We start from the raw sequence: 18,709 nt of genomic DNA, 5'->3' as shown, positions 1-18,709 counted from the left end.
ATGATCAGTGGGTCGCGCGCTCCATGATCGCGACATGGGTTGCGTGCTCGCGATCGAGGATGCCGCGGTTGCGGCCACGCGAAAGGACAAGCACGCGGTGCGACAGGCCTATGACTTCGTCGAGATCGGATGACACGAGGATCACCGCCATGCCGGATTTCGCCAGCGCAACGATCGCCTCATAGATCTGCGCCCGCGCGCCGACATCGACGCCGCGCGTCGGCTCGTCCATGATGAAGAGCTTGGGGTTGCGGGCCAGCCATTTGGCGATCACCACCTTCTGCTGGTTGCCGCCTGACAGGCGCATGGCGAGTTGATCGGGCCTGCCCTTCACACCCATCGCGGCGATCGCCTTTTCGGCCAGTGCGCGCGTGCGCGCAGGCCGGACCCAGCCGCTCTTCCCGATCAGATCGAAATTGCCGACCGCGATGTTCTCCTCGATGCTCTTCTGGAGAAGCAATGCCTGGCCCTTACGGTCCTCCGGAACAAGCACGATCCCCATGTCCAAGGCTTCTCGTGGGCTGCCGGGCCGCGTCACCCGGCCGTCCAGTGTCATCGTCCCGCCCTTCAGCCGGTCGGCGCCCGCAATGGCGCGGACCAGCTCCGTCCGCCCCGCACCGATGATGCCGGCAATGCCGAAAATTTCGCCGGCACGAACCGAGAGCGAGATGTCCTCGAATGCCCCCTCCGCCGAAGAGAAGTTGGCGATCGTCAACACGTCACGGGGCTGTGGCGTGCCGAGGTCCGGAAACAGACGCTCGACGCTCCGCCCGACCATCTCCTCGACGAGTTGGCGCACAGGCACCCGCGCCGTCTCGTGCAGTGCGACCAGATTGCCGTCACGCAGCACCGCGATGCGATCGGCGATCCTGCCGATTTCCTCGAGCCGGTGCGAGATGTAGACCGAGGCGACGCCCTCCTGCTTCAGCCGCTCGATCTGCGCGAACAGCCTATCTGTCTCATCGCCGCCGAGAGCGGCGGTCGGCTCGTCGAAGATCAGCAGCCGCGCTTCGAGAGTTAGCGCCTTGGCAATCTCGACCTGCTGCTGGGCAGCCACTTTGAGATTCCCGACAAGTGTCGTGGCCGGAACATCGAGCCCCAAGCGGCGAAGCTGGACCTCGGCCCGACGGTTCATCTCGGTCCGGTCGAGGCGGCCGTTGCGCATGAGCAAGCGGCCCACGAAGACGTTCTCAGCGATCGAGAGGTGCGGAAGGAGCTGCATCTCCTGATGAATGAGGCCGATCCCTTGTGACAGGGCGTCGGCCGGCGAGTGAGGGGCGAACGGTTCTCCGCGCCAGCTCATGCTCCCCGAAGTCGGCGGCACGATCCCCGCGATGATGGAGGAGAGGGTGGACTTGCCTGCTCCGTTCTCGCCGAGCACGGCGAGGCACTCGCCGGCCCGGATATCGAGATCGATGCCTTCGATGACGCGGATCGCGCCGTAGTTCTTCGAAATCCCGCGAAGGGAAAAATTTGCCGCAGACGAGTCATCATCGACGATGGCTGGTTGAGGTTTCATCGCGGCTCTCCTCCCTCGGCGCGGTAGAGGGCGGCGGATTGTCCGCCGCCCCGTTGTTTCGGCTTACGGGTGCTCGGCGATGAACGGCTCGACATTTTCCTGGGTGGTCAGCGTCGCCGGCTGGAGCTGCTCCGCCTCGACACTCTCCCCCTTGGCGAGCTTCAGCGCCGACTCCAATGCCAGGCGGCCCATAAGCTGGGTCTGCTGGGTCATGGTGGCAGTCAGCGTGCCGGACTTCACTGCTTCCAGCCCGGCGACGTCGCCATCGAAGCCGACCACGATCACGTCCGACAGGTTCCCCACGGCCGCAGCCTGGGCGGCGCCGAGTGCGAGCGCGTCTGCCTGACCCCAGAAGATGGTGATCTCCGGATCACGCTGGATCATCGCCTGGGCGATGTTGAAGCCCTCATCCTGCATCCACATGTTACTGGCCTGCCGGGCAACCTCTTCGATGCCGGGGCAATCGGCCATGGCCGCGGCAAAGCCCTCGTCTCGGTCGATCTGCGGCGTCGTTCCGATCTGGCCCTGGATCACGGCCAGACGGCCCGTACCGCCAGACTTCTCGCAGACGAATTCGCCGAGTTCCTTGGCTGCCGCCACGCTGTCCGTGGCAATGAACGTATCGGCCGGAGCGTCCGGCGGGTTGCGGTCGACGGCGACCACCGGAATACCGGCGGTCTTCGCAGCCTCGACCGGGACGCTGGCGGCCGTCGCGCCCGCAGGAATGTAGATAATCGCATCGACATCGCGGGTAATGAGATCCTGGATCTGGCTCACCTGCGTCGCGGAATCGCCGGCAGCATCGACGGTGATCACCTCAACCCCCTGCTTTTCGGCCTCCCGTTCGACCGACTGCTTGATCTGGTTGAAGAAGTCCGCCTGGAGATTGGCTACGGCGAGCCCTATCGTCTGGCTCTCCTGAGCGCTTGCTGGAGCGACAAGCGTCGCCCCCGAGAGCATGAGTGCGGCGGCGAGATTTCTGGTGGTGTTGAGCATGTGGTCCTCCCTGTTGCTCGGTGTGAAGTGATTGCCGGACCGATCTCAGCGTCGGTTTCGGCCCAGCGTGTCGAAGGTGACGGCCAACGCGATGACCGAGCCGATCACGACCATCTGGAAAAAGGGCGAGACGCCGACGAGATTGAGCCCGTTGCGCAGGACGCCGATGATGAGAACGCCCAGGAGCGTGCCGGCGATCGAGCCGACGCCGCCAGCGAGGCTCGCGCCGCCGATCACCACCGCCGCGATCGTGTCGAGTTCGATGCCGAGACCGGCGCTCGGCTGCGAGGAATTAAGACGGGCGGCCATCGTCACGGCCGCAACGCCCGCAAGCGCACCAGCCGCAGCGTAGGTCACAAGCGTGTACCGACGCACGTCGATACCGGCGAGTCGGGCCACCTCGGGACTGCCGCCGATGGCGAAGAGGTTTCGGCCAGTGGCCCGGTAGCGGAGGAAGATCCCCGCCGCGATCATCAGCAGGATGAAGACCGTCACGGTGACGGAAAAGAACCCGAGGTGGCGGACGGTCGCCAGCCCCGTGAACCACGACGGGTAGCCGACGATCTGCTGGCCGTTGGTGAGGATGTTGGCGAGCCCGCGCGCCACCGACATCACCGCGAGGGTGGCGATGAAGGGCGGCAGGCGCGCAAACGTGATGAGGCTCCCAGAGACGAGGCCGCAGGCGGCGCCGGTGGCCACGCCAAGCACCATGGCAGCCGGCAATGGCAGGCCCGCCGTCTTGGCCAGCCAACCCATCATCATCATGGACAGCGCCAGCACCGAGCCCACTGACAGGTCGATGCCGCCGATGATGATGACCATCGTCATGCCGATGGCCAGGATCCCGAGCACGGTCACCTGGTCAAGGATGTTCAGCGCATTGCGCAAGGAGAGGAAGTACTCCGAGGCGAGCGAGAAGCCGACGCACAGGAGAATGAGCCCGATCAGCGGGCCGGCGACGCCACCGCCGATCTCGAGTCGTGGGCGCGGACGGGTCGGCGTCTTGTCAGTCGTCGCAGTGCTCACGGATCACCCTCCCGCCTTGGTCTGCATTCTCGCCGGCGCCTGAGGTGCGTTCGCCTCCAAGCGTGAGCGGGCCACCGCTGCGTGCCATCCGTTCCGCGACCGGGCGCGAGGCTCGACGTCGAGGACAGGACGGAAAATGCTGCGCTCGCGCCCAGGCGCGGCCAGCGTCTGTTCAGTAAGCAGTCCAGTGCTCAGGCCCGCCATGTGGGCGGCGCCGATGGCCGAAAGTCCGACGACCGGCGATCGCTGGACAGTCAGTCCGGCGAGATCAGCCTGCATCTGCATCAGCGCATCGTTGGCCGCAGCGCCACCGTCGGCGAAAAGCATGTCGATGGGTCGCTTGGTGGTGCGCTCGATCGACTCCACGACGTCGGTGATCTGATGAGCGATCGATCGCAACCCGGCAAGGACGAGGGCGCCGCGGGGCGTGCCGAGGCGAAAACCGGAAAGAATGGCCACCGCCGCATCGTCCCAATGCGGCGCACCGAGCCCGTTGAACGCCGGGACCAGGTGAATCCCCGCGTCTTCGCCCTCGGCCGTCCCGCCCGCCAGCGCCTCGTCCACCAGCGAATCGACCGATGCGCCGAAGATCGAGGACAGCCATTTCAGTGTCGCTCCGGAGGATCGGATATTCCCCTCCGCGGCGAAGGCCGGCGCCTGCCCGGCGATCTGCCAGCCGATCGTGAGGCAGGTGCCGGGGTCCATCTGCTCGCTTGCGGCGCCGACGAGCCCCATGACAGAGGAACCGGTGCCGTAAGTCGCTTTGACCGCGCCCGGCGCCCGGACACCGTGACCGAACAGTGCGGCATGCGAGTCGCCCATGACCGCGGCCACCGGTATTCCGTCGGGCAGGGGCTGCAGACCGCGTACGGTGGGGAAAGGCCCGGTGGAGGAGACGATGCGCGGAAGCGCGGCCATTGGCACGCCGAACAAGGCACAGAGTTCCTCCGACCAGGCGGCGACTCCGGTGTCGAGCAGCTGGGTCCGCGAGGCATTACCGATCTCGATTAGCGGCTCCGTGCCGAAGCGCGACAGCAGCCAGCTATCCACCGTGCCGAGCACGATCTCCCCCGCCTCGGCGCGTTTTCGGTCCGGGTCGTAGGTATCGAGCAGCCAGCGCGCCTTCAACGCCGAGAACATGGGGTCGAGCGGCAGGCCGCTGATCCGCCGCACCGTGCGCCGGACCTCGGTCGTGCCGATGGCGCGCGCCAGCGGCGCGGTGCGCTGGTCCTGCCATGAGAGGAGCGGCGACAAGGCCTCGCCGGTTCCGCGATCCCAGAGCAGCACGGATTCGCGCTGTGTCGAAAAGCCGACGCCGGCGATCCGAGCAGGGTCGGTGTCCGAGAGCGCCGCGCGAACGGCATTCTCCACACTTTCCCAGATGGCTTGCGGATCCTGCTCCACCCATCCCGGACGAGGGCAGCTTTCGCCGAGCGGGGCCGCGCCGGAGGCCACGACGGCGCCCGTGGCGTCGACCAGAAGGCACTTGGTGGAACTGGTCCCCTGGTCGATGGCGAGGACGAGTTCGCGCATCGTCGTCAGGCCGCCAACTGGCGTGCGGCGGCGGCGATGCCGACGGCGTTGAGGCCATAATGGTCGAGCAGGAAGGCGGCGTTGCCGGTTGGGGCGAAGCTCGTGACGCCGAGGATCTTCATGCGCGTGGGGTGCGACTGGCTGACGATCTCCGCGACCGCGCCGCCCAGTCCGCCATGCGAGACGCCCTCCTCGGCGGTGACGATGCCGCGCGTCTCCCGCGCCGCGCGCAGGATTGCCTGCGAGTCGATGGGGGCGAGGGAGGAGACATTGAGAACGCGCGCCGAGATGCCCTCGGCGGCCAGCGTATCTGCCGCTTCCAACGCACGTGAGACGAGCGTGCCCGTGGCGACGATGGTTACGTCCGAGCCCGCACGCAGCTGGTCGGCGCGCCCCACCACGAAGCCGTCAGCCTCCGGCGAGACGGCCGGGACGGGAAAACGTCCGACGCGCATGAAGATGGGCCCGTCCGCATTGACCGCGAAGCGGACAGCTTCACGCGTCTGGAACGGATCGGCCGGCACCAGGATCGTCAGATCGTGGATGGCTCGCATCCAGGACAGGTCCTCAATCGAATGGTGGGTCGGACCGAGTTCGCCATAGGCCATGCCGGGGCTCATGCCGCACAGGACGACGTGATAGCCGTTGTAGGCGGCATCGACCTTTACCTGCTCCATGGCCCGGCCGGTCAAGAAGGGCGAAGCGCAGCAGACGAAAGGAACAAGGCCGGCATTGGCGAGACCTGCGGACACGCCGACCATGTTCTGCTCGGCGATGCCGACATTGATCAGCCGGTCCGGAAACTCGCGCTCGAAAGCCTTGAGGTTGGAGGAGCCGACGGAATCGTTGCAGACCGCAACGATCCGTTCGTCGATCCGGGCCAGTTCCGCGAGCGTTTCGGCAAAGGCCTTGCGACAGTCGAAGAGGCCGGACACGGCGGGCTTCTCGCTCATACCACCAGCTCCTTCAGCGCGGCTTCGACCTGCGCGGCACTCGGCACGCCATGGTGCCACTCGACGCCGTGCTCCATGAAGGACACGCCCTTGCCCTTGACGGTGCGGGCGATGATCGCGACCGGCTTGCCCTCGCCCCGGCGGGACAGCGCATCGACGAGCGCCGCATGATCGTGGCCATCGATGTCGCGGACCTCCCAGCCGAAGGCGGCGAACTTCTCTCCCAGCGACGACATGTCGTTGGTGTCCTCGGTCCGCGCACCCTGCTGGAGACCGTTGCGGTCGACGACCACGGTTAGGTTGGAGAGCTTGCGGTGACCAGCAAACATGGCCGCCTCCCAGTTCGAGCCCTCCTGCAGTTCCCCGTCTCCGGTCACGCAGAAGGCGCGCCAGGAGGCGCCTGCGATCTGCGCCCCAAGGGCTGCGCCCAGCGCAATAGGAAGGCCATGGCCGAGCGGCCCAGTATTGGCTTCCACGCCGGGCACCTTGCGCCGGTTCGGATGGCCGTTCAGGCGCGACATCGGCTTCATGAAGGTCGAGAGCTCGGCCTCGTCGAAGAAGCCGCGGCGCGCCAGCACCGTATAGAGGCCTGCCGCGCAGTGGCCCTTGGAGAGAATGAACCGATCGCGATCGGGCTTCTGCGGGTCGGCGGGGTCGGTGTCGAGGACGCCGAAGAACAGCGTCACCAGAATGTCGGTCACGGAGAGGTCACCGCCGACGTGGCCCAGCCCTGCCTCGGCGATCGTCGTAAGGATCAGACGGCGGACATGAACCGACTCCCGCGCCAACGCTTCGATTTCCGCCGGCGACGAGAGACTCTCGCCGTCTTTCCTGAAGCCTGGAAGGCCCATCAATTTATCCTGAATAATTATTCACTTCTGTATTGATATGCAGCGTAAGTGATGCATAATTGCTCGTCAAGCGAGGAGTTGTTGTGCAGCGCAAGATGGAAGGTCTGGGCCGGACCCGTGCCGGACGCCGCCGCCTTGAACGGCAGGCATGAAGTGATAGGCGTCGCCGCTGCGGGGCAACGAGAGAACGGTTGAATGGCGCGGATCCACGACTTGCGGATGATAGGGCGGATTGCTCAGCTTTATTTCATCGAGAAGGAGACGCAGTCGGCAATCTCCCGGCGGTTGAACATCAGCCAAGCGACGATCTCGCGCCTTCTGAAACGCGCGCAGGAAGAGGACATTGTCCGCATCACCATCAATGCGCCGCGGGGCACCTTCCTTGATCTGGAGAGCGCCATTCGGGACCGGTACGGGCTGGCAGACGTGATCGTCGCCGAGGCGGGGGAGCCGAGCGAGGAATCCGTTCTCACGGCAATCGGTGCGGCGACTGCGCATTTTCTTGAAACTTCGTTGCAGGAGGGAGAGGTGATCGGGCTCTCCTCGTGGAGCGCTTCGCTTCTCCGCGTGGTGGATAGCCTTCATCCACCCAAGACCTCCGCCAGCCGCGTCATTCAACTTCTCGGCGGCACCGGCAATCCGAGCGTTGAAAAGCATGCGACCCACCTGACCCTGCGCATGGCTCAGATCACCGGCGCGCGGCCACAGCTTCTGGCTGCCCCGGGACTGACCCGCTCGCCTGAGGCACGTGCGGTGCTGATGGAGGACGCGTTCGTGCGGGAGACACTGACGCAGTTCTCGGACGTGACACTGGCGCTCGTGGGCATCGGCGCGCTGGAGCCGTCACAGATGCTTTCAGACAGCGGCAACAGGCTCACGCCGCAGGAACTGCGCGAATTGGGCGAGGCAGGCGCTATCGGCGACATGGGCCTTCGCTTCTTCGATCGCACAGGACGGCAGGTACGCTCCTCCTGCGACGACCGCATCATCGGCATCGACCTGCCTCAGATGGCCACGATACCCCGTTCCGTTGGAGTCGCAGGCGGGTTGCGAAAAGTGGAGGCGATCCGCGCGGCCATGCTCGGCGGCTTTATCACCCATCTTGTCACCGACAACCACACCGCTCAGGCGCTCGCCTCATCATGACGCGCGTCGACCAACAAGGGGAGAACATGCATGAGACGCTTCGAGGACAAGACCGTCGTCATAACCGGGGGAAGCCGGGGCATCGGCGCGGCAATCGCTTTCCGCTTCGCCCGAGAGGGGGCGAAGGTGATGGTGAGTGCCAACGAAGACGCGGGCACGACTGTCGCGGCGATCCGCAGCGCCGGCGGTACGGCAGAGAGTTTCGTGGCTGACGTCACTGACAAGGACAACGTCGTGGCCCTCTATGATGCCGCGCGAGACGCCTTCGGCGAGGTCGACATCTCGGTGCAGAACGCCGGGGTCATCACGATCGCCAAGGTCGAGGATCTGACGCTGGAGGAATGGCGCAGGGTGCTCGACGTCAATACTACCGGCGTTTTCCTCTGCTGCCAGGAGGCCATTGCCCGGATGCGCCGGCATGGCCGCGGCGGACGCCTCATCAACACCGCCTCCGGGCAGGCGCGTCAGGGCTTCATCTACACGCCGCATTACGCGGCCTCGAAGTTCGCAGTCGTCGGGATCACACAATCGCTGGCCAAGGAGGTCGCCCGGGAGGCAATCACCGTCAACGCTTTCTGTCCCGGCATCATCGAGACCGACATGTGGGCTTACAACGACGAAGCCTGGGGCAAGCTCATGGGCGACTACAAGCCCGGTGAACTCATGGCGGAATGGGTGAAGGGCATTCCGGTCGGGCGCGCCGGCAAGGGCGAAGACGTGGCCGGTCTCGTCGCCTTTCTCGCATCCGACGATGCATCGTACATCACCGGCCAGACCGTAAACGTCGACGGCGGGCTGTTCATGTCGTGAGGGTGTCCATGCGCCGTATTTCGAACAGGTGGATCTTGAAAAGCGTTGGGCAGTCTATCGAAGCTTACGACAGGCAAGAGCCATCAGGGCCCGCCTGTAAAATCAGACCGGCGGCTCGGCGCCCATCCTGGCCGGTCCGACGGATCTTTCGACCTCTGGAAAGCGGACATCACGCTCGCCACACAAGGGCCCGCGCTCCCCTATGGACGGTAAGTTCGAACCGTACTCCCTTGCTACGGCAGCGGGTGGATTGTACCCTTCGGCAACTCTAGTCCCAGCGGGATCGATGGACTCCTACCTCGAGATTGCGCAGCGCGTTCTGAGAGCCTCGCGTCGACCCATGTCGCCGGCGGGCATCCTTGATTCCGCGTACGCCGCGGGCATCGTGCCGAAGCGCCTCTACGGTCGGACGCAGGTGAAGACCTTGCAGGCCCGCCTTAGCGAGGACGTCCTCTACAGCCAGCATTCCGCGTTCTTCCGCACCGAACCGGGGTACTTTTTCCTGAACGAACTGGTCGCCGATCCGACGATCCCGGACAAGTACAAGGAGAAGTTCGAGGCCCGCCGCCGGATCCGGGACCTCCACGTCGCGCCGTTCCTCGGGATCGACGAGGAGTTCGTCGCCACCTGCGGGGCCGAACTCATGAGCGACTGGTCGAAGCTGGTCGGCGCCGCCGAGAAGTGCAACGCGATCCACTACCTGGAATCGAAGACGGAGACCGGTGCGGCACTGGTCGTCTGGACGTTTTCGATCGTGCGGCGCGGATCGGAGGTCCTGTCCTACCGGACAGGCCGTTACCGCAACGACCGCGACACGTTCATGAACAAGCGGACCATCGGGTTCCCGGGCGTCCTGAGCTTCTACGACTGCACGCTCTTCTCCGAAGGTGATTATGGCGTCAGGGAGAACTCGCTCAACGCCATCAAGTGGGACCTCGACATCTCGGCGGTCGCCATGCACGGAGGAGAGCTTCCCGATCCCCGGCCGCTGGGTTCGGTCAGGGTGAGCCAGGACGACAGGCCCGACGTCCTGCTGATCGTCATGGACTGGACCTGCCCTCCGTGGTTCGAGCCGACGACCAGACGCCTGTCGCTGAACGATCCCCGGTGGCTCGACCTCAAGAGGCACAATGACGTCGACGATTTCGAGCCGTGGACGCAAGCCACCCTCGGCGTCTTCTGCGAGGCCGGTACCGACCCGTAGTGGCCACGATCTCAGACGGACAGACCGCGCTCATCAGGTTCGAGATCGAGAACGGCTCCCCTTCGAGGAAGAAGGGGGCGCTGCAGGATCTCACAAAGCTTTACCGGGTCGGCCAACAACTGAATTCGGAAGCCGGCAACGCGTTCGAGCGGATCATCTGCGGCTCCCTGCTGCGGGAGAACGACAGGAAGGTCGTCCGGTGGGGACTGAATGCCCTGGCCCGGTTCGGAACGCGGCAGGGCAGCGGCTCCTACGTCGGCCTCGCGATGCGCAAGTTCGAGGAGGATCCCGAGATCGTCGGTGCAGCGGTCGCCGCCTTGTCGCGTCTCTACGACGGCCAGCTCGACATGGTCGCCGACTTCCCTAGCATCGACCCGGCGATCCGCGTCCTGGCTTCGATGCAGACGACCGATCCCCACAAGATCGACATGACCGGTCTGAGCATCGACATCGACAAGTCGGACAAGGAGGTCCTCAAGCTGGCGCTCCTCACCGTCGGCCTGAATCGTGACATAAAGAACCTGCTGCATCCACGGCACCGGAATGGGGAGATCGTCAGGCAGCTCTGTCAGCACGACGATCGCATCGTTCGGCAGTACGCCGTATGGTCGGTCATGGAGAACCGGTGGCTGACGCTCGGCGATCTCGGTATCTCCTTCGAGGCCATCGAGGGTCAGCCGGTCAACGTCCAGGCGAAGCTCTACCAGCTCGCCGCCGAGCGCCATCCCGACGCCAGGTTCCGCACGAGGATCATCCACCAGGGCACGTACTCGGACCATGCCGAAGCGAGGATCGGCCTGGCCAAGGGCATCTCGAACTCGTTCTACGACGGGCTCGAAGAGGTGACTCTTGGGTGGTACGACTCCGACGAGGACGACGAGGTGAAGGCTCTGGTCGCCGAGCATTTCGCCAAGTTCTCGGAGGACTGCCGACCGTACGCCGACAAGGTGATGGCCATCGTCGAGGCCAACCCGAAGCTCCTGGACCGGCTCATGGTGAGGGTGGAAGGGAAGGAGCTGTACGGGAAGCTTCAGGACAAGGACCTGAAGAGCGGCATGAAGGACATGTTCGGCACGTCGCCGGACTTGGAGACGATGTTTCGACAGGCGGCCGATCTCTCGAAGAAGGTGGAAACGATGAAGGTGCTGTTCCTCGCGGCAAACCCCCTCGATCAGCAGACGCTGAAGCCCGACCGGGAGGCCAATGACCTCAAGGCGCAACTCGCCGCCGTGCGCGATGCAAAGGTGAAGGTCGACGTCGAACACGCCTGGGCCATACGGGTTGAGCAGCTCCAGGCTGAGGTCCTCAACTTCCAGCCAGACGTGGTCCATTTCAGCGGCCACGGCGACGTGGGACTGCTGGTGTTCGAGGACGCCGCGGGGAACACGACGGAGGTATCGGGTGAATCGATTGCCCGCCTGATCGAACTCGTCGGGTCGGTCCGCTGCGTGGTCCTGAACGCCTGCTTCTCGGACTCGATCTCGAAGCTAATCGCTTCCCATGTCGAGGCCGTGATCGGATGCGACGACACGATCGACGACGAGGCGGCGATCATGTTCACGAGGGCCTTCTACCGGGCGCTGTCGCACGGCGTGACCTTCGAGCAGGCTTACAATCTCGCCAGGAACGAGCTGGACCTGCACGGCGAGAAGGGAGAGTCGGAGAAATACAAACTCCTATTCTCCCCGCCTTTGAATTAGATCGACAAGTCCAACAGCGATACCAAGCAGGCTTCGAAAGAGGGCGGATGGTCCGCTAGAGTGTCTAAAGCGCCATCAGGTCGACGCCGAGACAGGTAGCGTCGTTTTCGATCCGCGGAGCAGCCCTAAGCTAACGGCTGACCCCCATCACATACAGACGAGACAGCCTTCGGGATGCAAACTTCCGAAATGGGTTAATTGCCGTACAGCAGCTTTCGCCGTTCGTGTCCCCAAAAGCCGACGGTCTCCTTTCGGCCCGGATCAGCCGAAGTCGGCCAGTCTGCAAGGCGCCAAAAGAGCTAAGCCCTCAGATCCCGTCAATCGAGATTGGCAGGCCCGCACCGCAGACCGGTACCGAGACCGTCTGGCCCGCCTCGACCTGTACTTTTCCCGTCGCGAGCGCCGCAATCGCGGCCGCACCGCTGGGATCGGCGGCCAGCCCGAATTCGAACCAGAGCCACCGTGCCGCGGCTTCCATGTCGGAATCCTCAACGAGGACCACCTCGTCCACGACCTGCCGCGTGAGGGCGAAGAGTTGTTCGTCAGTTCGCTTGCAGGCCATTGTCGGGATGCGCGTCGTGACGGTGTCGAGGCTGACGACCTTGTCTGCGCGCAGCGACGCATGGAGGGTCGGAGATCCGACCGGTTCGACGCCGACGACCTTGAGCGACGGTTTCAGCGCCTTCAACGCGAGGCCCGCTCCGGTGATGAAGCCGCCGCCGCCGACGGCGACGATGACGACGTCCGTCTCAGGCGCATCCTGAAAAATTTCGAGCCCGACCGTTCCCTGGCCGGCGACGATCAAAGGATCGGCGAAGGAATGGAAATAGGTCGCCCCCTCCTGTTCGGAGAAGGCGAGCGCACCCCGGTTTGCCTCGTCGAAGCTCGCCCCGGCGACGATCGTCGTCGCGCCCCATTGGCGGATCTTCGCGATCTTTTCGGGCGAAACATTCTCTGGCAGGAAGATCGTCGCCGCAACGCCGGAGACCGCGGCGCAACGCGCGACGGCGAGGCCATGATTTCCGCCGGACGCCGCGACCAGCCCGAGCCGCAATTCCCGGGGCGACAGCGACAGAAGCTTGTTGGACGCGCCGCGCGCCTTGAACGAGCCTGAGGGCTGCAGGCACTCGAGCTTCAGCAGCAGCGTTCCCTTTGTCACGGGGGAGCGGGCCTGGGTGCCGGCGAGAAGCGGGGTGCGGCGCACCAGCGGACGTATGCGCTCGGCAGCCGCCTCGATATCGGGAAGGCCGATCATGCCAGATCACCCCTGAAGGGCGCAGCGACGACGAGGCAGCAATTGCCCGGCCTGACCCGCCCCGGCTGTCGCCGGCCGTAGACGATGCCATCCTGTCCGTAGGTGAGTTCGGCGGGGGCTCGCGCGGGATCGTCGAGGAAATGGATGCGGCCGGCCGGCTGACCGGCGGAAACCCGCGTGCCGTTCGGGTGATATGGTTCGAAGGCGCCATCGCCGGTGGCGAAGACGTAGCCCTTTTCGCCCGGGATCTCGAGGATCGTGCGCTCGCCATGCGACGGCGCCTGCGCGCCGTCGGGTTCCATGACGCCGAGATGCGACAGGACGTTGCGCACGCCCCGGCGGCAGATCCTCAACGCGTCGATTCCAACCGTCCCGCCGCCTGCCATCTCCGTCCCGACTGTCGTCAGGCCGGCGCGCACCGCGCTCGCGGTAGAGGTGCGCGTCTCGCCGAGATTGCTGACGACTACGGTGAGGGGCGCGTCGAAGGCAAGGACGGCCTCGACGTTGCGTCGGTGATGTTCCGCCGACTCGGCGGGTTCGACGATCGCGCTCGGCAAGATATCAAGGGAGGAGCCGCCGGAATGCAGGTCGACGAAGGCATCCGCCATCGGGTAGGCCACGTCGCACATGAATGCCGATATCTGCTGCGACAGGCTGCCTGCGGGATCGCCCGGGTAGGTCCGGTTCAGGTTCAGCCCGTCGACGGGGGACGTCCGGGTCCCGGCCATGACCGCAGGGATGTTGAGCGCCGGCAGGATGATCAGCCTTCCCTGGATGGCGCCGGGGTCCAGCTCACGGATCAACTCGCCGAGGGCGATGGGACCTTCGTATTCGTCCCCGTGATTGCCGCCCGTCAGGATGACCGTCGGCCCCTTCCCGTTGGCAATCACGGCAAGCGGAATGCGGGTCGTACCCCAGGCATCATCATGCGGCGAGTGAGGAATATTGAGGGCGCCGACCTGCTTGCCGGTCGCTGCGAAGTCCACCGTTAAGAATGCCGTACTGCGTCGCGCCATCCACATCCGCTCCTTCGATTGGCCTCTCAAAATTGAGGCATTGCCAAGCTAATCAAAAATGATAACGTTGTCATATTCGGCTCCCATGTGTGGGGCAAGTTCTATGGAGCACCAGCGGGTGAACGATCGGGCAGTCATCAAGGCAGGCGAGCTGCGCGCGACGGAACGAGGTGTTCCCGTCGACCTGCCGACCGTTTCCGCCTCGGATGTTGCGGCTTTCGGCTGGAGACCCGCGTCCGGTGACACGGCGCTGCCAATCCTGACGCTCGAACGTTCGGCGTTTCTGGCCAATCGTTCCGCGATCTTCGCCTATGCTGCGGCAGTCGGTGCGGAAATTGCACCCCATGCGAAGACGCCGATGTCGCCGGCGCTTGCCGCCGACCTCTTGGCCGCCGGGGCCTTCGGCTTCACGGTGGCCGACGCCCGGCAGGCGCTTGTCCTGCTGGAATCGGGCTTCGATCGCCTGATCCTCGCCAACCAGATCGGCGGCAAGCAAAGCGCCGCGCGCTTCGGGCGCATGCTATCGCGCTTTCCGGCAGCGCAGGTCACCACCTTCGTGGACAGTGTCGCCGCGGTGGAATCGCTGGTCACGGCCAGCGTCGCGGCGGGGCGTGACCTCGGTGTTCTGGTGGAAGTCGGCGGAGCCAGGGGTGGTGCCCGCTCGCTAGAGGATGTGCGTGCGATCGTGGCGGCCGTCTGTGCTTCGAAGATGGTCAGCCTTGCAGGCGTTGCTGCCTACGAAGGGGCGTCGGCCGCCGCCGAGCCGTCCGAGACGCGTCGGGCCATTGACGAGCTCCACGATCTGGCGAAGCAAGCCTTTTCCTGCGTACGCGCCGCAGCACCCAGGGAGGCGCTGATCCTCAGTTCCGGCGGTTCGGCGTTCTTCGATCTCGCGGTCGAGGACCTCGCCCCGCTCGTGCGCGCCGACGGGAACGCGCGCCTCGTCTTGCGCAGCGGGGCCATCTTCTTTCACGACCACGGCGTCTACGCGCGCGGTCTCGCCGCCTTGGATCGACGGGGCGGGTTCGCCTCGGCAGGTCTCGGTCCGGCAAGCGCCATCTTTCACCCCGCCCTCCGGGTCTGGGCCGAGGTGCTTACGCGCCCGCAGGGCGACTTGGCCATCTGCGGCATGGGCATGCGCGACGTCTCATTCGACCAAGGCTTGCCGCGTCCCCTCGCAATCTGGCGCGAGGGCGCGGCGCGGGCGCTGGACGACGCCGCCTGCGTGGTCAGACTTAATGACCAGCACGCCTTTTTGAAGGTGGCGGAGGACAGCGACATCTCCGTGGGAGACATCATCGAGTTCGGGATCTCGCATCCCTGCACCTGTTTCGACCGCTGGCAACGGATCTTCGAGCTGGACGAAAGCGGCGCCGTGCGCCGCGTGCTTCCTACCTTCTTCGGATAGAGAGCCATGGGGAACCTGAACTTCCGACCACTTTGGCGTTACGAGGAAGCCCTGATCGAAGGGCTCTTGAACACGCTCTGGCTGACGGTGGTGGCCGCACTCGGCGGGCTTCTGATCGGCACGCTCTGCGCGGTCATCCTGCGCAGTGACATCCGGCCCCTGCGCTGGCTCGTCCTGCCCTATATCGAGATCATCCGGAATACGCCGCCGCTAATCCAGATCTTCATCGTCTTCTTCGTGTTTCCGGGTTTCGGCATCCGCCTGGCGCCGTTCACCGCCGCTGCCATCGCGCTTGCCCTCTACTTCGGAGCCTATGCGACGGAGATCATCCGCTCGGGCCTCGCCTCCATTCCCCGCTCGCAGATCGAGGCCGGGCAATGCCTCGGAATCAGCCGCTGGCACGTCTTCACGCGTGTGATCCTCCCGCCGGCCCTGCGCAATATCTATCCCTCGATCACCAGCCAGTTCGTGCTCCTGCTTCTCGGCACCTCGATAGCCTCGCAGATCTCGGCCGAGGAACTCTTCCATACCGCCGGGGTCATAGACAGCCGCACGTTCCGCTCCTTCGAGATATATGCCCTGATCGCCGGCATCTATGTCAGCCTCGTCGTCGCCTTCCGCCTGCTTTTTGCCGTACTCGGAAGACTCGCCTTCCGCTGGCCGACCGGTCGCTGAGGGATCATCACCATGCGCTCCTTCTCCACCATCGACATCATGGCCTTTGCGACGGCTCTTCAGTACACGCTGCTGCTCGTCGTACTGGCGCTCGCCTTCGGCAGTCCGCTGGCGCTTCTCCTCGCCCTCTTGCGAACCACCAAGGCGGCCTTGCCACGCTGGCTAACCGCATTGTTCCTACAGCTCGTCCAGGGCATTCCGTTGCTCGCGCTGCTGATGTTCTTCTACTTCGGGCTGCCGGTGTTCCTCGGCGTGCAGATCGCGCCGCTCGTTGCGGTCACCGTCGCCTTCACGATCTATACTGCCGTGTTCCTTGGCGAGATCTGGCGCGGCGGGATCGAGGCGATCAAGCAGACGCAGTGGGAAGCCGCGGCGTGCCTCGGCATCAGCCGGTGGCAGCAGTTTCGCTACGTCATCGCGCCCCAGGCGATGAAGATCGCCCTGCCTGCGACCGTCGGATTCCTGGTGCAGCTCATCAAGGGCACGTCGCTGGCAGCCGTCGTCGGCTTTATCGAACTGACGCGCGCCGGGCAGCTTGCCAGCGCGGCGACGTTCCAGCCGCTGCTCATCTATTCCGTGGTCGCAGCCATCTACTTCGCGATCTGCTTCCCCCTGACTCTCTGGTCCCGAACCCTGGAGGCCCGACTGAATGGCGCTCGTTGAAATCCGGAACGTCCACAAGTCGTTCGGCAACCTTGAAGTCCTGAAGGACGTGTCGCTTTCCGTCGAAGAGGGCGAGATCGTCACGATCATTGGCCGCTCCGGGTCGGGCAAGTCGACGCTTCTACGCTGTATCAACGCGCTGGAGACGATCGATTCCGGCGAGATCCTCATCGAGGGTCAGAAGATCGGCCCGAAGATGCCAAACCTGAAGGAAATGCGTCAGCGCGTCGGCATCGTCTTCCAGTCGTTCAACCTGTTCCCGCACCTCAAGGTCGAGCGCAACATCACGCTTGCTCCGACCCTGACGGGGCGCGTCTCGAAGAAAGAGGCGCGGGCGCTTGCCGAGCGCGTTCTCGCCAAGGTTGGCCTCGCCGAGAAGATCGACAGTTATCCCGAGCAGCTTTCCGGCGGCCAGCAACAGCGCGTGGCGATCGCCCGGTGTCTCGCGATGTCGCCGCACCTGATGTTGTTCGACGAGGTCACGTCGGCGCTCGATCCTGAACTCGTCGGCGAAGTTCTGAAGGTCATGGAGGACATGGCGCGTCAGGGCATGACCATGATCTTGGTGACCCATGAGATGGGGTTTGCCCGCAACGTAGCGAGCAAGATCGTCTTCATGCATCAAGGCCGCGTTTGGGAGGAGGGGTCTCCGGCCGAGCTCTTCAGCAATCCGCGCACCCCCGAACTTCAGGCCTTCATCGGCTCGACGCGGCAAATCTAACTGTCATTTCAACAAAGGGAAAAGCCTCATGCATGCATTCAAGTCACTGGTCGTCGCCGCCGCTGCCGCAACCGCCCTGGTTTCGACAAGTCCGGCCAAGGCCGACAAGCTGCAGGACATCCTGAACGCCGGCACCGTGCGCATCGGTGTCCTTCTCGACGTTCCGCCCTGGGGCTTCAACGACGAGAGTGGCCAGCCCACCGGTCTCGACGTCGAGGTGGCGAACCTGATGGCGGAAGACCTCGGGGTGGAACTCGAACTCGTTCAGTTGACCGGGACCAACCGTATTCCGAGCCTCCTTGCGGACCAGGTCGACGTGATCATCTCCGCCATCGGCGCCACGTCCGAGCGGGCGCAACAGGTGATGTTCTCGCAGCCTTATGCGGCGGTGCAACTCGGCGTGTACGGGCCGGCCAGCATTGAGGCGATGACTGACCCCGCCGATCTCGACGGTCGACAGATCGCCGTTGCCCGCGGCACGACCCTCGATCTCTGGCTGACCGACAATGCGCCGGGGGCCAACCTTTCCCGTTTCGAGGACGTGGCATCGACGATCGCCGCGTATCTCTCGGGCCAGGCCGAGATGTTCGCTGAAAACAGCGCCATCGTCGTGAACGCCCAGAACGACCATCCGGACGCCGAGATGGAGCTGAAATTCTCCATCCGCCAGTCACCAGCCCATGTCGGCGTGCCGATGGGCGAGCACAACCTCCTTCAGTGGGTCAACACTTTCGTGTTTTCCAACAAGCTGAACGGGCGTCTGCCCGATCTGCAGGAAAAGTGGTTCCGCGAGGAGCAGGGCAACCTGCCGGCGCTCTGAGCATGACGAAACAAGTCAAGGAGAAGCAAGCTTCATGACCATCAAGCGTTTTCAAGTCGGCTCCCGAATGAGCCAGGGTGTCGTTGCCGGCGGCATGCTGCATATAGCAGGCCAGGTGGCGGAGGACCGCAAAGGTTCGATCGAAGAGCAGACGCGCAGCGTCCTAGCCAAGATCGACGCGCTGCTTGCGGAAGCTGGCACTGACCGTTCCAGGCTGATCACGGTGAACGTCTTCCTGCCGCACATCACCGACTTCGACGCGATGAACGCGGTCTATGACGCCTGGATCGACCCGGCCAATCCGCCGGCCCGGGCATGCGTCGAGGCGCGACTGGCAGACCCCGATTTGCGGGTCGAGATGACCGCGACCGCACTGGTCTAAGTCGGCAATCGATGGGGCGGCGGTCCGCCGC

The 18,709-nt window shown here is 64.7% G+C and carries 18 protein-coding genes; 10 read left to right on the top strand and 8 right to left on the bottom strand.

Features of this window, described 5'->3' with window-relative positions; genetic code table 11:
• Nucleotides 1-4: 4 nt before the first annotated feature.
• The 6 genes from GTW51_RS07780 to GTW51_RS07755 all read right to left on the bottom strand — a co-directional run bounded on the left by GTW51_RS07780 (nt 5) and on the right by GTW51_RS07755 (nt 6,878).
• Entirely contained in the window at nt 5-1,519 is a 1,515-nt protein-coding gene (locus GTW51_RS07780) for a sugar ABC transporter ATP-binding protein (RefSeq protein ID WP_163043319.1), read from the bottom strand.
• 63 nt (nt 1,520-1,582) lie between these two features.
• Nucleotides 1,583-2,515: a substrate-binding domain-containing protein gene (locus GTW51_RS07775; RefSeq protein WP_163043318.1), complete on the bottom strand. Its 933-nt coding sequence runs from the start codon at nt 2,513-2,515 to the stop codon at nt 1,583-1,585.
• A gap of 45 nt (nt 2,516-2,560) precedes the next feature.
• Nucleotides 2,561-3,487 (bottom strand): ABC transporter permease, encoded by a 927-nt coding sequence (locus GTW51_RS07770; RefSeq protein ID WP_343033958.1) that lies wholly within the window; start codon nt 3,485-3,487, stop codon nt 2,561-2,563.
• 57 nt (nt 3,488-3,544) lie between these two features.
• On the bottom strand, nt 3,545-5,074 hold the full coding sequence (locus GTW51_RS07765) for an FGGY family carbohydrate kinase (protein ID WP_163043316.1): 1,530 nt from the start codon (nt 5,072-5,074) through the stop codon (nt 3,545-3,547).
• 5 nt (nt 5,075-5,079) lie between these two features.
• Nucleotides 5,080-6,027, bottom strand: a complete 948-nt coding sequence (locus GTW51_RS07760) for a transketolase family protein (protein ID WP_163043315.1) — start codon at nt 6,025-6,027, stop codon at nt 5,080-5,082.
• Entirely contained in the window at nt 6,024-6,878 is an 855-nt protein-coding gene (locus tag GTW51_RS07755) for a transketolase (protein ID WP_163043314.1), read from the bottom strand. Before GTW51_RS07755 ends, GTW51_RS07760 begins: the two co-directional genes overlap by 4 nt.
• 195 nt (nt 6,879-7,073) lie before the next feature.
• Between GTW51_RS07755 and GTW51_RS07750 the strand changes: the two genes are divergently transcribed.
• The 4 genes from GTW51_RS07750 to GTW51_RS07735 all read left to right on the top strand — a co-directional run bounded on the left by GTW51_RS07750 (nt 7,074) and on the right by GTW51_RS07735 (nt 11,738).
• Complete coding sequence (locus GTW51_RS07750; protein WP_163043313.1) at nt 7,074-8,024, top strand: sugar-binding transcriptional regulator; 951 nt, start codon at nt 7,074-7,076, stop codon at nt 8,022-8,024.
• A 30-nt stretch (nt 8,025-8,054) separates the two neighbouring features.
• Complete coding sequence (locus GTW51_RS07745; protein ID WP_163043312.1) at nt 8,055-8,834, top strand: glucose 1-dehydrogenase; 780 nt, start codon at nt 8,055-8,057, stop codon at nt 8,832-8,834.
• Between the two features lie 424 nt (nt 8,835-9,258).
• Entirely contained in the window at nt 9,259-10,038 is a 780-nt protein-coding gene (locus tag GTW51_RS07740; RefSeq protein WP_343033947.1) for a hypothetical protein, read from the top strand.
• A gap of 347 nt (nt 10,039-10,385) precedes the next feature.
• Nucleotides 10,386-11,738: a CHAT domain-containing protein gene (locus GTW51_RS07735; RefSeq protein WP_203565948.1), complete on the top strand. Its 1,353-nt coding sequence runs from the start codon at nt 10,386-10,388 to the stop codon at nt 11,736-11,738.
• Nucleotides 11,739-12,045: 307 nt separating this feature from the next.
• Here GTW51_RS07735 and GTW51_RS07730 read toward each other — a convergent pair whose 3' ends face one another.
• Together GTW51_RS07730 and GTW51_RS07725 are read right to left on the bottom strand one after the other, a co-directional pair.
• The gene (locus GTW51_RS07730) at nt 12,046-12,993 is read right to left on the bottom strand and encodes a threonine ammonia-lyase (RefSeq protein WP_163043309.1); all 948 of its coding nucleotides are present in this window, start codon (nt 12,991-12,993) and stop codon (nt 12,046-12,048) included.
• Nucleotides 12,990-14,009 carry a succinylglutamate desuccinylase/aspartoacylase family protein gene (locus tag GTW51_RS07725; RefSeq protein WP_246232746.1) on the bottom strand — a complete coding sequence of 340 codons (1,020 nt, stop codon included), beginning with the start codon at nt 14,007-14,009 and terminating at the stop codon, nt 12,990-12,992. Before GTW51_RS07725 ends, GTW51_RS07730 begins: the two co-directional genes overlap by 4 nt.
• A gap of 118 nt (nt 14,010-14,127) precedes the next feature.
• Between GTW51_RS07725 and GTW51_RS07720 the strand changes: the two genes are divergently transcribed.
• Genes GTW51_RS07720 through GTW51_RS07695 form a run of 6 tightly spaced genes read left to right on the top strand, consistent with a single transcriptional unit; the run spans nt 14,128 to nt 18,678 of the window.
• Nucleotides 14,128-15,417: an alanine racemase gene (locus tag GTW51_RS07720; RefSeq protein WP_343033946.1), complete on the top strand. Its 1,290-nt coding sequence runs from the start codon at nt 14,128-14,130 to the stop codon at nt 15,415-15,417.
• 6 nt (nt 15,418-15,423) lie between these two features.
• A complete protein-coding gene (locus GTW51_RS07715) occupies nt 15,424-16,092 on the top strand; it encodes an amino acid ABC transporter permease (RefSeq protein WP_246232744.1) in 669 nt (222 codons plus the stop codon).
• Nucleotides 16,093-16,104: 12 nt separating this feature from the next.
• Nucleotides 16,105-16,755, top strand: coding sequence for an ABC transporter permease subunit (locus GTW51_RS07710; protein WP_163043306.1), 651 nt, complete (start codon nt 16,105-16,107; stop codon nt 16,753-16,755).
• A complete protein-coding gene (locus tag GTW51_RS07705) occupies nt 16,742-17,476 on the top strand; it encodes an amino acid ABC transporter ATP-binding protein (protein ID WP_163043305.1) in 735 nt (244 codons plus the stop codon). Before GTW51_RS07710 ends, GTW51_RS07705 begins: the two co-directional genes overlap by 14 nt.
• Nucleotides 17,477-17,504: 28 nt before the next feature.
• Nucleotides 17,505-18,296, top strand: coding sequence for a transporter substrate-binding domain-containing protein (locus GTW51_RS07700; RefSeq protein ID WP_163043304.1), 792 nt, complete (start codon nt 17,505-17,507; stop codon nt 18,294-18,296).
• Between the two features lie 34 nt (nt 18,297-18,330).
• Entirely contained in the window at nt 18,331-18,678 is a 348-nt protein-coding gene (locus tag GTW51_RS07695; protein ID WP_163043303.1) for a RidA family protein, read from the top strand.
• The last annotated feature ends 31 nt before the right edge of the window (nt 18,679-18,709 follow it).

The organism is Aurantimonas aggregata, assembly GCF_010500835.1.
Lineage (GTDB): Bacteria > Pseudomonadota > Alphaproteobacteria > Rhizobiales > Rhizobiaceae > Aurantimonas > Aurantimonas aggregata.
The sequence above is the reverse complement of the archived record's forward strand: the minus strand, read 5'-3'. Positions and strand labels throughout refer to the sequence as shown.

Excerpts from the sequence above, each read along its gene's own strand:
- GTW51_RS07765 (WP_163043316.1), bottom strand. The coding sequence starts at position 5,074 with ATGCGCGAACTCGTCCTCGCCATCGACCAGGGGACCAGTTCCACCAAG.
- GTW51_RS07710 (WP_163043306.1), top strand. The coding sequence starts at position 16,105 with ATGCGCTCCTTCTCCACCATCGACATCATGGCCTTTGCGACGGCTCTT.
- GTW51_RS07715 (WP_246232744.1), top strand. The coding sequence starts at position 15,424 with ATGGGGAACCTGAACTTCCGACCACTTTGGCGTTACGAGGAAGCCCTG.
- GTW51_RS07760 (WP_163043315.1), bottom strand. The coding sequence starts at position 6,027 with ATGAGCGAGAAGCCCGCCGTGTCCGGCCTCTTCGACTGTCGCAAGGCC.
- GTW51_RS07695 (WP_163043303.1), top strand. The coding sequence starts at position 18,331 with ATGACCATCAAGCGTTTTCAAGTCGGCTCCCGAATGAGCCAGGGTGTC.
- GTW51_RS07705 (WP_163043305.1), top strand. The coding sequence starts at position 16,742 with ATGGCGCTCGTTGAAATCCGGAACGTCCACAAGTCGTTCGGCAACCTT.
- GTW51_RS07700 (WP_163043304.1), top strand. The coding sequence starts at position 17,505 with ATGCATGCATTCAAGTCACTGGTCGTCGCCGCCGCTGCCGCAACCGCC.
- GTW51_RS07750 (WP_163043313.1), top strand. The coding sequence starts at position 7,074 with ATGGCGCGGATCCACGACTTGCGGATGATAGGGCGGATTGCTCAGCTT.
- GTW51_RS07745 (WP_163043312.1), top strand. The coding sequence starts at position 8,055 with ATGAGACGCTTCGAGGACAAGACCGTCGTCATAACCGGGGGAAGCCGG.
- GTW51_RS07725 (WP_246232746.1), bottom strand. The coding sequence starts at position 14,009 with ATGGCGCGACGCAGTACGGCATTCTTAACGGTGGACTTCGCAGCGACC.
- GTW51_RS07730 (WP_163043309.1), bottom strand. The coding sequence starts at position 12,993 with ATGATCGGCCTTCCCGATATCGAGGCGGCTGCCGAGCGCATACGTCCG.
- GTW51_RS07775 (WP_163043318.1), bottom strand. The coding sequence starts at position 2,515 with ATGCTCAACACCACCAGAAATCTCGCCGCCGCACTCATGCTCTCGGGG.
- GTW51_RS07735 (WP_203565948.1), top strand. The coding sequence starts at position 10,386 with ATGGTCGCCGACTTCCCTAGCATCGACCCGGCGATCCGCGTCCTGGCT.
- GTW51_RS07755 (WP_163043314.1), bottom strand. The coding sequence starts at position 6,878 with ATGGGCCTTCCAGGCTTCAGGAAAGACGGCGAGAGTCTCTCGTCGCCG.
- GTW51_RS07780 (WP_163043319.1), bottom strand. The coding sequence starts at position 1,519 with ATGAAACCTCAACCAGCCATCGTCGATGATGACTCGTCTGCGGCAAAT.